Consider the following 15,792-nt stretch of genomic DNA (forward strand, 5'->3'; position numbering starts at 1 on the left):
CGAGCGGCGAACGGGAGCGAAGCGACATGGCGCACACACACGACACGCCGGAAACCGGCGGCAAGGCGGACACGCCGGGCAAGGCGGAGCGCCTCGGCGAGGAAACCCCCGGCGCGGCGGGCATGGACGGGTTCTTCGACCGGCTGGACCCGGACATGTGCGTGCTCACGGCGGTGGCCGATGGTGAGCGCGCCGGCTGCCTGGTCGGTTTCGCCTCGCAGTGCTCCATCCACCCGCCCCGGTTCGCCGTCTGGCTGTCCAAGGCCAACCGCACCTACCGCGTCGCCCGGGCCGCGCAGCACCTCGCCGTCCACCTGCTCACCCGGGACCAGCAGAGCCTCGCCGAACTCTTCGGGGGCGAGACGGGCGACGAGGTCGACAAGTTCGCCCGGCTGGACTGGCGCGAGGGCCCCGGTGGAACGGCCGTCCTCACGGACGTGGCGGCCTGGTTCGTCGGCACCATCCTCCACCGCACCGACGGCGGCGACCATGTCGGCTTCGTCCTCGACCCGGTGCAGTGGGGCGAGGGCCGGGGCGGGCCGCTGCTGCGCCTGTCCGACGCCTACGGCATCGAAGCCGGCCACCCGGTGGACTGAGCGGACCCGAACGCCCGGCAACGCCCCCGGCGACCGCATCCTGGCCACTGCCGCCACCCCGGTCGAAGCCGGCGAGCCCGCCGGACCGGGGCGCTCCGCGGCTCTGCGGCAGGAGGCCGGCCACCGTGCCGTCGGCTACGCGCCGGTGTCCTGCACGTCCCCCTCCAGCGGCATCCTGATGTCCAGCACGCACACGTCGTCCCGCCGCTCGTCCGCGAGCATCGTGGCGAGCAGCGCGTCCAGTGAGCCGGAGTCGCCGCAGCCATGAGCGCGTACCGCCTCGGCCAGCCGGGCGAAACCCGCGTCCAGGCCCTCGCCGGGCCGCTCGACCAGGCCGTCGGTGTACAGCAGCAGCCGGTCGCCGGGCTCCAGATGGATTTCCGCCGACTCGTAGACGGGGACCCCGCTCGCGCCGAGCAGCATGCCGCCGGGACGGTCGAGGTAGCGCACCTCACCCCGGCGTACCAGCAGGGGCGGCGGATGCCCGGCCTGGGCCCAGGCCAGCACGTGCTCGTCGGGGTCGTAGCGGGCCAGGACCATGGTGGCGGTGGTCTGGCTGTCCCGGGAGTGCAGCAGCAGCTGGTTGAGCCGCGCCAGCGCCCCGGTCAGCGAGGAACCGGTGCTGACCATGCCCTTCGCGGTGAATCGCAGCTGCGCCATCGTGGCCACGGCGTCGATGCCGTGGCCCGCCACGTCACCGACCACGAACAGCGCGTCGTAGTCGGGCAGCTCGATGGCGCTGAACCAGTCGCCGCCGACATGGATGCCCGACTGCGCGGGCAGGTACGCGACCTCGACGCGCAGCCCGGCAAGCCGTACCGGCTTGCTGGGCAGCGGCAGCAGCGCGTGCTGCATCTTGGCGGCCAGGGCCCGCTCGGCCTGCAGGATGCCGCGCTGCAGCAGCATCGCGCGCTCGCTCTCCATCAGCGCGAGTTCCGCGCTGCGCTGCGCGGTGAGGTCCTGGACGAAGCCGTGCACCTCGACCGGGGTGCCGTCCGGCTCGGTGACGGCTTCCGCGACCATCCGCAGATGCCGGACGCCCTGGGGCGTCTCGATGCGGAACGGCACGTCGAACGCGCGGGCATGGCGGATGAGTTCGCCGATGGCGTGGGCCAGGGGCCCCGCGTCCTCCGGCAGGGCCAGGTCCGGCAGCTGGTCCAGCCGGAGCGGCTCCCGCGCGGAGCCCCGGCCGAGCACCGCGTACGCCTGTGCGGACCAGGAGATCTCCTCGGTGATCAGGTTCCAGTTGGCCCAGCCGAGGTTGCCGAGCCGCTGCACGTCCGCGAGCCGCTGCTCCTGCCGCTCCACGGGGTCGTGCCGCAGCCAGGTCACCAGCAGGCCGCTGCCCAGCGGGGCCGCCCGCACCGAGTAGGTGGCGGTCATGGGCACTCCGTCGGAGCTGTCCTGGTAGGCGAACGGCTCTCCCTCGAACGGCGTACCCGTCTCGAGCGCCTGCAGATAGCCGTGCCACAGCGGTTCGCCCGCGACGGACGGGTAGCTCTCCAGGATGTGCTTGCCGATCATGTCCCGGCCGGTGCGGCCGAACACGTCGACCGCTTCCGCGGTGGCCGCCTCGATGCGGTAGTCCTCCACGCCGCCGGAGGCGTCGCGCAGCGGGGTGAGCAGGATCGCGGCGCCCGGCAACGCGTCGAACACGGCCTGGACGGTCTGGGCGATGCCGTCCTCACCGGGGTGTTCCGGCGGGGCGTCGAAGGCCCGCAGCCGGCCCGCGCACAACCGCGCCACGGCACGCAGCAGGTCCCGCTCGCGCGGCTCGAACGGCCCGCTGCGCCGGCGCAGGACGCCGAGGGCGACGCTGGCGGTGTTCCCGGCCGGCACGGGCAGCCAGGCCCGGGTGGGCCAGCGCTCGGGAGGGCCCCCGATCAGCAGGTACCGGGTTCGGTCCGTGGGGAGGTCCTCCAGCCAGCGTGGCTCGCCCGCCCGCAGGGCGTCGATCGCGGCCACCCCGCTCAGCGGGGGCACGTACCGCCACTGGGCGGCCAGGGTCGCGTCGACACCGGCGTGCCCGATCAGTTCGAGCCCCCCCTCGGGCAGCCGCTCGTAGAGCATCACGGCGTCGGCGCGCACCTCGGACGTCAGATGCTCCAGCAGGCACCCGGCCAGCTCGTGCGGCGAGCCGACCCGGACCAGGTCCCGGCCGATGTGGCCCAGCATCTCCGCCATGTCCAGGGTGCCGGCGGGCGCGCCCTCCCAGGAGCCGACGGCGGCGGGTGGTCCGGCGGGAGCCGGTGCGGTGCCGGAGGGCTGCTCCCTGGGTGGCAGCAGGGCGCCCAGGGTGAGCCAGCACTGCTCGAGAAGCGAACGGTTGCCGTCCTTCGCCCGCTGCAGCAGTTCCTCGTGGGCGGCGCCCGGCGAGCACCCGGTGACCGCCATCAGGACGCCTTTGGCCCGCTCCAGGACGGCCGAGGTCGCGGCCAGGTCCCGCAGGCGTTCCATTTCGGCGCGCTGCCGGGCCACGACCTTGGCCAGCGCCGCCAGGTCGGCGCTGTTGCCGGAGTCCATCGGGGGCACGGGCTCGCTCGTCACTCGATGAGCATTGCACACCTCGGTCCGCTCGATCACTCGTCTGCCGGATCGGCTTCGGGCGAGGTTCCCGCGGGAGGGAAAGCCGGCCGCGCGCACGGCACCGGGCGGAACCGGCGGGGGCGGGAAGGGAAGGAGGCCGCAGCTCAGCGGCCCGTGCCGCGGCCGCCGAGCGCCTCGGAGACGGCGCGGACGCTGCGCGCGATGTGCTGCAGCTGCAGGACCTCGGCGGCGTACATCTTGATCGTGTGCTCGATGACCGACTCGGGCAGCCCGAGCACCGGCAGTTCGGCCCGCGCGGTCTGCAGCGCGGTGCGCGCCACCCGGATCTCCTGCTGGACCTGGATCTGCGCGTGCCGGGCGAGCAGCACGGGATGCCGGATGAGTGCCGGATAGCTGGCGTACCGCGCGGGGATCAGTTCGCGCAGCCACTTGGCCGCCGAGCGCTCCCAGTCGAAACTGCCCGGCGTCTTGACCTGACAGGGCCAGTCGGGGCTGATGCGCGTGCTGGTCAGAGGCATGATCATCGCTTCCGGTATGCGGCGTCGTGAGGGTGGTCCGACGGGTTCGGGGCGGCCCCGGCCTAGGGGATGGCCGGGGCCGCCGCGGGCGCGTCGCGCAGACGATGCGCCCCGGTACACCCCGGGCGCCGACGTGGGTAGGAGACGGCGGCTGGGGGTGTCCGTGCAAGGACCCCGGGCGTCGGGGACCGGCGCTGCGTGCGGTGGTGCGTGCGCATGGGCGGTCCGTCGGCTCTCTCGGGGCGATGTGCGATCCGTGAGCAGTATTTATATATGCCGACCGGTTTGCAAGACGTATGAAAACATTCATGCGCGAAATGCGGTGAATGATCCCCGTCCACGGCTTGCAGGACCGCAAGATCTTCACGAGTGCCCGGCGCGGACGGAAGATAGGCCGGGCCGGTGCGGCCGTGGCGGAAGGCCGGATCAGTCCTTCTGGAAGAACTGGTGCTGTTCGGCGAGCTGTTCGTACTTCTCCAGGCGGGCCTGGGTGCGCTCCGCGTCGGCGTCCGTCATGGCCTGCAGCAGCGCCGCGGCCAGCACGCCCGGCGCGGCGTAGGAGTCGAAGACCAGCCGCGAGCCGGTGCCGGTGGCGAAGGCGACGTCGGCCTCGTCGGCCAGCGGCCCGAGCGCCAGATCGGTCACCAGGGCGACCTTCAGACCGGCGCCGCGTGCCACCCGGATCGCCTGGAGCGTCTCCTGGGAGTGCCGGGGCATGGCGAAAGCCAGCACCCAGGTGCCCCCGGCCTCGCGGGCCTGCAGCAGCGTGTCGTAGGCCACGCTGCCGCCCAGGGTCACCAGCCGCACATCGGGGTGGATACGGCGGGCGGCGTAGCCGAAGTATTCGGCCAGCGACACCGAGATGCGCAGGCCCAGCACGGTCAGCGGGGCCGAGCGGGACAGCTCGCGGCCGACGTGGATGACCCGGTCGGGGTCGGCGAAGTCGCGCCGCAGGTTCTCCAGGTTCTCGATCTCCGCGTCGACGGCCGCCTGGAGTTCGTTGGCACGGTTCTCCTCGCCGGGCCCGCCGGCGAGCTTGCTCAGCGCGATCGACTGGAGCGTCTCCCGAAGCGCGGGATAACCACTGAAGCCGACGGCGGCGGCGAAGCGGGTGACGGACGGCTGGCTGACGCCCACCCGGTCCGCCAGCTCGGTGATGGACAGGAACGCGGCCTCGGTGATGTGCTCGATCAGGTACTGGGCGATGCGCCGCTGCCCCGGCGACAGACGCGGGCCGTCGAACAGCTCTCGGAGCCGGGAGGTCGGGGCGGCCTCGCCCTCGGGCGCGGTCTTGCCCGACGTGATCGCTGATGCCTGTGCGCGGGCCTGCTGCGGCGAGGGCACCGGTCCGCCTCCTTTGTCTGCCACGAGCACTCAACATAGCTCACCGACCGCCGTGACCAGGGGGTTGAGTGGGTGGCGCTCACCGCCGGTAGAGGCTGATCGAATGCCCCACCTCGCCGGCCGGCCGACTGCTCGCGATCAGCTCGGCGAGCCGCCCGCGCGCCTTGGCGACCGCCGAGTCCGACACCACCAGCAACCCGTGGACCCGGTCCGGTGCCACCGTGCGCGGATCTGCGGCGTGGATGCCGTAGTACGACGGCACTCCGGCACCCTTGTACACCAGCCACACCCGCTCGCCCGGGTTCCGCTGCCGCAGCCGGTCCGCGAGCCGGCCCAGGTCCTGCCCCCAGTCCACGTTGGAGTCGTGCAGCAGCCGGTGGGTGTGCGCCGGGCCGCCGAACGCCTCGTTGGCGTACGGCAGGTAGTACGGGAACGCGCGCACCGAACTCACCGCCGTGGCCAGCACCAGTGCGCCGGTCAGCACCGCGGCCCACCGCCGGCGCAGCGTGAGCGCACAGGCCGCCGCCACCGCGAGGAACACCGGCACGAACAGCGCGTACCGGGTTCCGAAGTCCCGCGTCCCCGTCATCGCCACCGCCAGCAGTACCAGGGGCGGCAGCAGCAGATACGGCGCGGCGGGCCGCAGCCGCCGTACCGCCACGACCGCCACCGCGCCGGCCGCTCCCAGCGCCAGCAGCCCGAGCGGTGTCTTCACCAGCAGGGCGGCCGGCAGGTAGTACCAGCGGGAGCCCGTGTACAGGTGGCCGAACAGATAGCCCTGCCACGGGTAGTCCTCCAGCCCGAACTGCACCCGCATACCGGCCCGGTACGCCGGGGGCACGGGCAGCAGATCCACCAGCCGCCCGCGCAGCCCGTGCACGGCCGGAACGGGTTCGGCGGGGGCGAACCGCAGGCGGGGGTCGACTGCCAGGTAGGCGGCCCACACCACGGCGAGCGCCACCAGTGCCACGGCCGCGGCAGCCGCGAGCGCCGACAGCACCCGGCGCCGGCGGCCGGCGGCCACACCCGCGAGCCCCGGCAGCATCTTCCCCTGCCGCCCCGCGGCCAGCACCGACAGGGCGGCCAGCGCCATCAGCACCGGCACCGCAGGCAGCGCGCTCATCTTCGTCGCCACGGCCGCCCCCAGAGCCGCCCCGGCCGGCGGCAGGTACCGCACCGGCCGCCGCCGCGCCCGCCACACCAGCCAGGCCGACGTCAGCACGAACCCGGCCGCCGGCACATCCAGCGTGGCCAGCGAACCGTGCGCGATCACATCGGGCGAGAAGGCGTACAGCGCGAGCGCCACCAGCCCGCCCGCCGTCCCCGCCACCTCACGGGCGAACGCGAAGGCGACCAGCCCGAACAGCAGCGTCAGCGCGATCACCGGCAACCGCGCCCACAGCATCAGCCGCCAGGCGTCGTTACCCGACTCGTACAGCAGATGCCGGCCCACGTCCCCCTGCGTGCCCGGGTACGCCGGGTCGTAGTGCGGGTCGGCCACCGCCACACCGGCAGCGATCAGCAGCTTGCCGAGCGGCGGGTGCTCGGGGTTGTAGCGCAGCCGGTGCTCGTGCAGATAGTCGGTGGCCGTCGCCACGTACACCGGTTCGTCGATGGTGGGCGTCTGCTGTACGGCCGTGGTGACCATCGCCGCCGCCATCTGCGCCAGCAGCAGCACCATCAGCAGGGGCACCAGCCACCGCCGGTAGCGGCGCAGCCCGGTGGACAGGCGGGCCGGGGACGGCCGCCCGGGTCCCCCGACGCGGGCCTCACGGGTGAGGAGCGTGTGCTGTTCGCTTGCCATCAGCCGCCCCGCGGTGGCACCGGCCGGGCGATGGCGGGAGCGCTCGGGACCCGGATCATGGCCCTACTGTCGCACCGCTCCCGCCACCGGAGGCGTCACCGCTTCACGAGTCGTACCGGCAGACCCTCTGCCGTGTACACGGGTACGGCCCGCGGCCGGCCGGAGTTCACCTCGATCCGGTCGAACCGGCCGCGCAGCCGGGACACGTCGAACGGGCAGCGTGCCGCCCGCGGCGGGCGGCCGCCCGGTGTCCGGCCGGGTGGCCGTCATCCACGCCCACACCAGGAGGCACGGCCCCGGTGGCCGGATCCCCGGAACGGCCTACGGCGACGGCAGCGCGTCGGCCGGTACCACCAGGTCCGCCCGCTCCCGTGTCGCCGCGACCAGGTCGGCGTTGCGCTGGTCGGTGCCCAGCACCCAGGCCATGGCCCTCTCGTGCTCCTTGCCGAACTCCTCGTGCCGGGCCACCAGCCGGCGGATCCGCTCGTCCTCGGCGACCTCGCAGAACCACACCTCGTCCAGGCACCGCCGCACCCGCGCCCACGGACCTTCCCCGAGCAGAAGGTAGTTGCCCTCCGTCACCACCAGGCGCGCGGCCGGCGGCACCGGGATCGAGCCCGCGATCGGCTGCTCCAGCACCCGCTCGAACCCCGGCGCGTACACCACCTCGCCGGTGTCCTCGCGCAGCCGTCGCAGCAGCGCCGCGTACCCGGCCGCGTCGAAGGTGTCCGGCGCGCCCTTGCGGTCCCGGCGGCCCAGCCGGTCCAGCTCGGCGTCGGCCAGATGGAAGCCGTCCATGGGCACGTGCGCCACCCAGGGCGGACCACCGCCGTTCAGGGCACGCACCAGGTGCTCGGCGAGTGTCGACTTGCCCGCGCCGGGGCCGCCCGCGACACCGAGCACGGCCCGCCGGCCGTCCCGGGCGAGCGCGCGGGCACGGGTGAGGAGATCGTCGAAGGTCAGTGGCACAGGGAAAAGTGTGGCACCGATGAGTTGCCGAGAAGTACGCCCGGTGTGGTGTGCGCCACCCACTGGAGCGCGTCTCGTGGGGAACAGTGCTGGGTATGACTCAGCTCGGTCTGCCCGACGAAATCCAGGCCTGCCTCTTCGATCTCGACGGGGTCGTCACCAAGACGGCCGTCGTGCACGCGGCCGCCTGGAAGGAGACCTTCGACGCCTTTCTGCGCGACTACGAAGGCGAGCGGGGACGGCCGTTCGACGCGGCCGCCGAATACGACGAGTACGTCGACGGACGCCCCCGCGCCGACGGCGTCCGCGCGTTTCTCGACTCCCGCGGCATCCACCTGCCCGAGGGAACCCCCGGCGATCCACCGGACGCCCACACCGTGCACGGCCTCGGCAACCGCAAGAACGACCTGCTCCTGGAGAAGATCCGCACCGGTGGTGTGGAGGCCTACGAGGGCACCCTGCGCTATCTGGAGGCGGTGCGCGCCCAGGGACTGCGCACGGCGATCGTCTCCTCCAGCGCCAACTGCCGGGACGTCCTGCGCGCGGTCGGCGCCGAGCACTTCTTCGACGTCCGCATCGACGGCGTGGTCGCCGCCGAACGGAACCTGCCAGGCAAACCGCACCCCGACACCTTCCTCGCCGCCGCCCGCGACCTCGGCGTCGAGGCGTCCGGGGCGGCCGTCTTCGAGGACGCCCTGGCCGGCATGGACGCGGGCCGCGCGGGCGGATTCGGGTACGTCGTCGGCGTGGACCGCGTGGGACAGACCGACGCGCTGTACGCGCACGGCGCGAGTGTCGTCGTCAAGGACCTCGCCGAGCTGGGAGGCAAGCGGTGATCAGCGAGCGGTCGTACGCCGTGGAGCCGTGGGCCGTCCGGGAGACGGCCCTCGACCTGGACGTCCTCGCCCAGAGCGAGTCGGTGTTCGCCCTGTCCAACGGCCACGTCGGCTGGCGCGGCAACCTCGACGAGGGCGAACCGCACGGCCTGCCCGGCAGCTATCTCAACGGCGTGCACGAGGTGCACCCGCTGCCGTACGCGGAGGCCGGATACGGCTACCCGGAGTCGGGCCAGACGGTCATCAACGTCACCAACGGCAAGATCATCAGGCTGCTGGTGGACGACGAGCCGTTCGACCTGCGCTACGGCCGGCTCGTCACCCATGAGCGGGTGCTGGACCTGCGCCGCGGAGTGCTGGAGCGGACCTGCGAGTGGACCTCCCCGGCCGGATCGACGGTCCGGGTGCGCTCGACCCGGCTGGTGTCGCTGACCCAGCGGGCGGTGGCCGCGGTGGCGTACGAGGTGGAGGCCGTCGGCAGCCGCAGCCGGGTGGTGATCCAGTCGGAACTGGTCGCCAACGAGAGCCTGCCCGAGTCCAACGGCGACCCGCGCGCGGCGATCGCACTGAAGTCGCCCCTCGAGGAGGAGGACCACTTCGCCTCCGGCGGCCGGCTGCGGCTGGTGCACCGCACCCGGCGCAGCGGTCTCAGGGTGGCCGTCGCCGCCGACCACGTCGTCACCGGCCCGGAGCGCACCACCACCCGCAGCGAGGGCGGCATCGACGTGGCCCGGCTGACCGTCACCTCCGTGCTGGAACCCGGGCAGACGCTCAGGGTGGAGAAGCTGGTCGCCCACGGCTGGTCCGGCACCCGCTCGCTGCCCGCGATGGCCGACCAGGTCGACGCCGCGCTCGCGGCCGCCGCACACGACGGCTGGCAGGGCCTGCTGGCGGACCAGCGGGCCTGCCTGGACGACTTCTGGGCCCGCGCCGACGTCGAGGTGGAGGGCGACGAGGAGATCCAGCAGGCCGTCCGGTTCGCCCTCTTCCACGTCCTGCAGGCCGGGGCCCGCGCCGAACAGCGCGCGATCCCCGCCAAGGGGCTCACCGGCTCCGGCTACGACGGGCACGCCTTCTGGGACACCGAGATGTTCGTGCTGCCCGTGCTCACCCACACCGCGCCCGCGGCCGTCGCCGAGGCGCTGCGCTGGCGGTACAACACCCTGGACGAGGCCCGGGAACGCGCGACCCAACTGGGCCTCGACGGGGCCTCGTTCCCCTGGCGGACCATCGCCGGCTCGGAGGGCTCGGCGTACTGGCCGGCCGGCACCGCCGCCTTCCATGTGAACGCCGACATCGCCGACGCCGTCGTCCGGTACGTCGAGGCCACCGGCGACACCGCCTTCGAGCGGGAGGCCGGCGTCGAACTGCTGGTGGAGACGGCCAGGCTGTGGCGGTCGCTGGGCCACCACGACAGCCACGGCGTCTTCCACCTCGACGGTGTCACCGGCCCCGACGAGTACAGCGCGGTCGCCGACGACAACACCTACACCAACCTCATGGCCCGGCAGAACCTGCTCGCCGCGGCCGACGCCGTGGAACGCCACCCGCGCGAGGCGGAACGGCTCGGCGTGGACGAGGAGGAGAGCGCGGCCTGGCGCGACGCCGCCGAGGCCATGCACGTCCCCTACAACGACGAACTCGGCGTCCACGAACAGCACGCCGGCTTCACCCGCTACCAGCGCTGGGACTTCGCCGGCACCCGCCCCGACCAGTACCCGCTGCTGCTGCACTTCCCCTACTTCGACCTCTACCGCAAACAGGTCGTCAAGCAGGCCGACCTGGTGCTGGCCATGTACACGTGCGGTGACCACTTCGACGAGGAGCAGATCGCCCGGAACTTCGCCTACTACGAGCCGCTGACCGTCCGCGACTCCTCCCTGTCCGCCTGCTGTCAGGCCGTCATCGCCGCCCAGGCGGGCCATCTCGGGCTCGCCCACGCCTACACGACCGAGGCCGCGCTGATGGACCTGCACGACCTGGAGCACAACACCCGGGACGGGCTGCACATCGCCTCGCTGGCCGGCACCTGGATGGCGCTGGTGGCGGGCTTCGGCGGCATGCGGCACGCCGGCGACCGGCTGCGGTTCGCGCCCCGGCTGCCCGAGCGGCTGCGCCGGCTCGCCTTCAACGTCCAGTTCCGCGGGCGCCGGCTGCGTGTGGACATCGGCGCCGACAAGGCCACGTACGCCCTGCTGGACGGCCCGCCGCTGACCCTGCACCACCACGGCGAGCCGCTGACGGTGAGTACGGACGAACCGGCCGTGCGGCCCATACCGCCGGCCACCCGCCGGCCCACCCCCGAGCAACCGCCGCACCGTTCGCCGACCGGCGGCTGAGCGTCACCGTGGCCCGAGGAACCCCCGCTGCCGGTCTCGCGGCCCGGCGGCGCCTCGGGTTCGCGCCGGCCGAGCCGACGGCGGTAGGCCAGGGCGCTCGAGGGTCCGGTTCCGGACGAGGAGTCAGGCCCGGCCGTGGAGTGTGCCGGTGGTGGCGGCGGCCGGCACCCGGTGGCCCGGGCCGATGCCCCGCGAGCTTCGGGGCGGACTCCCGGCTCGCCGATCTCGCAGGCGCCGACCGGGAGCCGGTCCACCCGGCCGGCGCCGAGGCGTTCGGTCACCGTGCCGCAGGCCCCGTCGGTGCGGGATGGCGCCCGCGGGGGTCCAGCCGGTCACGGAGCCGTCGGCCTCCCGCGGTCGTCCGGCGACAACGCGGCCCGCGATCGCGGACGGCGGCCACCGGCCGCGAGCCGCTCGCGCACGCCGGCTCCGTCACAGCCCGGGTCCCGGTGCTCCCGCGGCGGTGCGGTGACGCGGCGCACCTCATACGCCGCGTTCGGCGAGTAACGCGCGCAGCGTCCGCTCCTCCTCGGCGCTGAGCCCGGTCACGAACCGCTGGAGCGCGGCGATCGGGTCCGGCCCCCGGTCCAGGGCCTCGTGCATCGCCTCGGCGGTCAGCTCGGCCGCGTCCTTGGCCGGCCGGTACGCGCCGCGCCGTCCGTCGGCGTCCCGCAGCACCAGCCCTTTGTCGTACAGGCGTTTGAGGATCGTATGGACCGTGTTGTACGCGAGTCCGTCGGCGATCTCGGTCTGGATCTCCGCCGGGGTCAGCGGCCGCTCGGTGGCCCAGAGGGCGGCCAGCACCTCGCTCTCCAGCTCCCCGGCGCTGCGTCGCTCCGCTCTGCCGCGGGACCCTGTGCCAGCCATGCCCCAACCTTACAGCGCGTAGGGTCGTCGGCCGGATGGCCGTATCCGACCGACGGATGCTCACGGTTCTGGTTAGTTTGGTGCTGTTTTTCCTGGGCTCTGCGCTGTGGTCCCTGTGGTTCCCGTCCTGGGTCCTGCCGGGGTGGAGATGGCAGTGGCCCTACCAGCTGCAGGGGAAGAGGGGTGGGTCATGGCCGGCAGCGCACACGCCACACTCGGCGGAACGCGGCGCGAGCGCTCACGGCGCCCGTCCGGCCGCCCCCGGGGCCTGAGCACCGAAGCTCCGCTCGCGGCCGTCGCGGCGGCCTTCACCCTGGCCCAACTGCTGCTCGTCCGGCCCGGCATGGGCCTCGGCTGGGACGAGACGGTGTACGTCAGCCAGGTCAGCGCACAGGCACCCGCCGCCTTTTTCAGCGCACCCCGCTCCCGGGGCGTCTCGCTGCTCGTCGCGCCCATCGCCTCCTGGTCGTCCTCGACGGCCCTGCTGCGGATCTACCTCGCGGTCCTCTCCGGCCTCGCCCTGTACCTGGCGCTGCGCGCCTGGCGCGGCCTGTTCCCGGTCCGCGTGCTGGCCCTGGCCGGCGCCCTCTTCGCCTCCCTGTGGGTCACGCTGTTCTACGGCCCGCAGGCCATGCCCAACTACTGGGTCGCCGTGGGCGCCCTGGCCGCCGTGGCCTGCTTCCTGCGCGCCGGCACCGGTCCTGCATCCCGCCCGGCCCTCCGTGCCGTCCGGGTCGCCCGTGCCGACGGGGTCGCCCCCGCCTCCGGCACCGATCCTGTCGACTGGGCTCCGCGCGCCGACCGCGCCGCCGACGCCGATCCCGCCGCCCGCGGCGCCGCCGCCCATCGTGCCGCCCGCACCGATCCTGCCGTCCGCGCCGACCGGGTCCGCCGTGCCGACCCGGCTGCTCTGTGGGGCCTGGCGGTGAGTGCGGCGCTGATGGCGTGGATGCGGCCCATGGACGCCGTCTGGGCCGTTCTGCCGCTCCTCGCCCTCGGTCTGGTACGCGGACACCGGCGGGCGCTGTGCGTGCTGCTCGCCGGGCTCGCGGCCGGGGCCGTCGAGTGGGTGATCGAGGCGTACGTGAGCTACGGCGGCCTCGCGCGCCGCCTGTCCGACGGCTCGGCGATCCAGGGCGGTCTCGGCTGGCACCTCGCCGTCGTGGACCAGCTGCGCAGCCTCGACGGGCGGGCCCTGTGCCGGCCGTGCACCGGCGCCCTGCCCCACCCGGTGTTCCTCGTCTGGTGGTTCGTACTGCCCCTGCTCGCCGTGCTCGCGCCGGCCGTCGCCCTCCGCGCCCGGCGGCGTACGGCGGCCACGGTGCTGCTCCTCTGTGCGGCGACGGCCGCCTTCCCGTACCTGTTCCTGATCGGCTACGCGGCGCCGCGCTTCCTGCTGCCCGCCTACGCCCTGTTGGCCGTTCCGGCTGCCGACGCGCTGATGACGCTGCCGGCCGTCCCGCGCCGGAGCCGGCGGCCCGTCGCCGTGACGCTGGTCTGCCTGGGCCTCGCCGCCCACCTCGCCGTACAACTGGCCGTCCTCGTGCACACGGTGCACGGCGCCACCGCCTCGCACCGCGCCTGGTCGCACACCGCGGCCGCCCTGCATCGCCTGGGCGTCCGCCCGCCGTGTCTGCTCACCGGGCATGAGGCCATTCCGGTGGCCTTCTACACCGGCTGCTCCTCGGCCGCGACGACCGGGCACAACGCCAACAGCACCACGGACGCCATCGCCCGGACCGCCCGGCGGATCCCGGCGGCCGTCATCGTGCCGGCGGGCGGCCGGCCGCCCGGATACGCCCGCGACTGGACCTCCACACCCCTCGGCGCGGTGCGGCTGTACTACGTCGTACCGGAGGCCGGCTCATGACATCCGCGGCGGAACACACCGTCTCCCTCGGCCGACGGCACGCCTGCTGGCACGCCGGAGTCTGCCTCGCCGTACTGCTCGGCGCGCTCTATCTGGCCCGCCGGCACTGGGCCGCCGTCGAGAGCGGGGCCGTACGGCTCGCCGTCGCCGACCAGGGCTGGCTGCTGGTCGCCGCCGCGGCGGCCGTGGGCACCTGGGCGGCCTCGGCACTCGCCCAACAGGGCGCCGTCCTACGGCGGCTGCCCGGGCGCCGGCTGGTCGCCGCCCAGTTCGCCGCCTCCGCCGCCAACCACCTCCTGCCCGCGGGGCTCGGCGCGGGGGCGGTGAACCTGCGGTTCCTGACCCGCTGCGGGCTGCCGGCCGGGCGCTCGGCCGGCGCGCTCGCCGTCAAGGCCACCGCGGGCGCCGCCGTCCGCCTGGCGCTGCTCACGCTGCTCGCCCCGCTCTGCCCGGGGCTGCTGCGCCTGCCGCGTGTCTCCCCGGTGGCGGTCGCCGTCGTCCTGGGCATCGCCGTACTGGTGGCGGTCCTGCCGGCCACTCCCTGGTGGCCGCGCGCCCGGCGGGCGCTCACGGCCGTCCTGGCCGACATCCGCGCCCTGCATGCCCGCCCGGCCCGCGCGGCGGCCCTGTGGGGTGGGTCCCTGGCGTTCGCCGCACTGCACGCGCTGGTCCTCATCGCCGTCACCCAGGCCGTCCGACTGCCGCTCGGCCCGCTCCAGGTGGCCCTGCTGTACCTCGCCGCGAGCAGCGCCGCCGCCCTGCTGCCCACCCCCGGCGGCCTCGGCTCGCTGGACGCCGCGCTCGCCCTCGCCCTGACCGCGTCCGGCACCCCCGCCGCGGTCGCCGCGTCCGCGGTGCTCGGCTACCGGCTGCTGACCGTGTGGCTGCCCCTGCTCCCCGGCCTCCTGGTGCTCGGCGTGCTGGTGCGCCGCAAGGACCTGTGAGGGGCCGCGAGTTTCCCGCTCGCCCACTCCAGGTAGCAGTCGGGACGGGCCACGACGGGCAACCTCATCGCCCAGGGCGACCTGGAGAAGGTGCACCCCGCCGACGGCCACACAGCCGTCGCCTTCGCCGGCACCGTCGGCCTCGCCCTCGACATGGTGCGGCTTTACCAGGTCGAGCTGACCCACTTCGAGAAGACCGAGGGCATTCCGATGACCCTGGCCGCCAGGGCGACCCGCCTCGCGGCCATGATCCGGCGAACCTCGGCCAGGCCATGCGGGGGCTCGCCGTCGTCCCGCTGCTGGTCGGCTACGACCTCACCGCGTCCGAGGGCGGAGGCCGGATCTTCGGTTTCGACGCGGCAGGCGGACTCTGCAAGAAGCGGCACTTCCACGCCGAGGGCTCGGGCTTCCCGTACGCCCGGGGCGCGCTGAAGAAGCTGTTCCGGCCGGACCTCACCCGGCGGGAGGCGGCCCTCACCGCGCTCCAGGCGCTGTACGACGCGGCGGACGACGACTCGGCACATCCCCTGCCCCGGGACGCGCTCTGCCTCTCCACAGCGGGCAGTCCGCCGGCTGTCCTGTCCGTGTGCTGCCGGGGTTAATGATCCGCAGGCGGGAAACGCGGACCGGGACCGCCCGCGAGCCGAGAAGGAGGCGACGATGAGCGACCAGCAGTCCGAGCAGACCCCGATGGCGGACGACGCCTACCAGCCCACCGGTACCAACGAGGAACAGGAGGACGCAGGGCCCCTGGATCTTCAGGACGCGATCGGCGAGCGCTCCTACGACGACATGCTCGACGAGGGCTACTCCCCGCCCGAGCGGCCGCTGGGCGTCACCAAGCACGGCACCACCGCCGCCGAGCAGCACGAGGGGGAGACCCTGGACGAGCGGCTCCGCCAGGAGGTGCCGGACGTGGACGCACCGGCCGGTGACGGGATCGGCGACCTGCCCGGCGGCCAGGGCGAGCCGGTCGACCCCGAGGCCGGCGACTCCCGCGCGGGCCGCCTGGTGGCCCCGGACGAGGGCACCCACACCGTCACGACCAAGGAGGAGGTCGCCGAGGACGTGGGCATCGACGGGGGAGCGGCAGGGGCGGAGGAGGCAGCGATGCACGTGGCGGAGGAGGAGACCTGAGCCTGCCGGCCGGCCGACGGG

12 protein-coding genes and 1 pseudogene are annotated in these 15,792 nt (G+C 74.1%); 7 read left to right on the plus strand and 6 right to left on the minus strand.

The window, feature by feature from the left end:
- Positions 1–122: 122 nt before the first annotated feature.
- Positions 123–596 (plus strand): flavin reductase family protein, encoded by a 474-nt coding sequence (locus AC07C1_RS13090; RefSeq protein WP_478939016.1) that lies wholly within the window; start codon positions 123–125, stop codon positions 594–596.
- A 135-nt stretch (positions 597–731) separates the two neighbouring features.
- Here the strand turns inward: AC07C1_RS13090 and AC07C1_RS13095 are convergent, their stop codons facing one another.
- From AC07C1_RS13095 to AC07C1_RS13115, 5 genes are all read right to left on the minus strand, one after another.
- Entirely contained in the window at positions 732–3,119 is a 2,388-nt protein-coding gene (locus AC07C1_RS13095) for a SpoIIE family protein phosphatase (RefSeq protein ID WP_478939017.1), read from the minus strand.
- 167 nt (positions 3,120–3,286) lie between these two features.
- Complete coding sequence (locus AC07C1_RS13100; protein WP_478938759.1) at positions 3,287–3,667, minus strand: hypothetical protein; 381 nt, start codon at positions 3,665–3,667, stop codon at positions 3,287–3,289.
- Between the two features lie 420 nt (positions 3,668–4,087).
- Entirely contained in the window at positions 4,088–5,005 is a 918-nt protein-coding gene (locus AC07C1_RS13105; RefSeq protein WP_478939018.1) for a MurR/RpiR family transcriptional regulator, read from the minus strand.
- Positions 5,006–5,084: 79 nt separating this feature from the next.
- The gene (locus AC07C1_RS13110; protein WP_478938760.1) at positions 5,085–6,809 is read right to left on the minus strand and encodes a phospholipid carrier-dependent glycosyltransferase; all 1,725 of its coding nucleotides are present in this window, start codon (positions 6,807–6,809) and stop codon (positions 5,085–5,087) included.
- Between the two features lie 321 nt (positions 6,810–7,130).
- On the minus strand, positions 7,131–7,778 hold the full coding sequence (locus tag AC07C1_RS13115) for a nucleoside/nucleotide kinase family protein (RefSeq protein ID WP_478938761.1): 648 nt from the start codon (positions 7,776–7,778) through the stop codon (positions 7,131–7,133).
- 95 nt (positions 7,779–7,873) lie between these two features.
- Between AC07C1_RS13115 and AC07C1_RS13120 the strand changes: the two genes are divergently transcribed.
- Positions 7,874–8,614, plus strand: a complete 741-nt coding sequence (locus AC07C1_RS13120; RefSeq protein WP_478938762.1) for an HAD family hydrolase — start codon at positions 7,874–7,876, stop codon at positions 8,612–8,614.
- Positions 8,611–10,953: a glycoside hydrolase family 65 protein gene (locus tag AC07C1_RS13125; protein WP_478938763.1), complete on the plus strand. Its 2,343-nt coding sequence runs from the start codon at positions 8,611–8,613 to the stop codon at positions 10,951–10,953. Before AC07C1_RS13120 ends, AC07C1_RS13125 begins: the two co-directional genes overlap by 4 nt.
- 483 nt (positions 10,954–11,436) lie before the next feature.
- Here the strand turns inward: AC07C1_RS13125 and AC07C1_RS13130 are convergent, their stop codons facing one another.
- Complete coding sequence (locus AC07C1_RS13130; RefSeq protein ID WP_478938764.1) at positions 11,437–11,820, minus strand: BlaI/MecI/CopY family transcriptional regulator; 384 nt, start codon at positions 11,818–11,820, stop codon at positions 11,437–11,439.
- Positions 11,821–12,010: 190 nt separating this feature from the next.
- Between AC07C1_RS13130 and AC07C1_RS13135 the strand changes: the two genes are divergently transcribed.
- The 4 genes and pseudogenes from AC07C1_RS13135 (at position 12,011) to AC07C1_RS13150 (ending at position 15,771) form a co-directional block, all read left to right on the plus strand.
- On the plus strand, positions 12,011–13,690 hold the full coding sequence (locus AC07C1_RS13135; RefSeq protein ID WP_478938765.1) for a hypothetical protein: 1,680 nt from the start codon (positions 12,011–12,013) through the stop codon (positions 13,688–13,690).
- A complete protein-coding gene (locus AC07C1_RS13140; RefSeq protein ID WP_478938766.1) occupies positions 13,687–14,634 on the plus strand; it encodes a lysylphosphatidylglycerol synthase domain-containing protein in 948 nt (315 codons plus the stop codon). Before AC07C1_RS13135 ends, AC07C1_RS13140 begins: the two co-directional genes overlap by 4 nt.
- Positions 14,635–14,679: 45 nt before the next feature.
- Positions 14,680–15,155: pseudogene (gene prcB / locus AC07C1_RS13145) on the plus strand (proteasome subunit beta); the annotation flags it as partial.
- A gap of 139 nt (positions 15,156–15,294) precedes the next feature.
- On the plus strand, positions 15,295–15,771 hold the full coding sequence (locus tag AC07C1_RS13150) for a DUF5709 domain-containing protein (RefSeq protein WP_478938767.1): 477 nt from the start codon (positions 15,295–15,297) through the stop codon (positions 15,769–15,771).
- The last annotated feature ends 21 nt before the right edge of the window (positions 15,772–15,792 follow it).

The sequence above is a fragment of the Streptomyces sp. NPDC045022 genome, assembly GCF_056432605.1.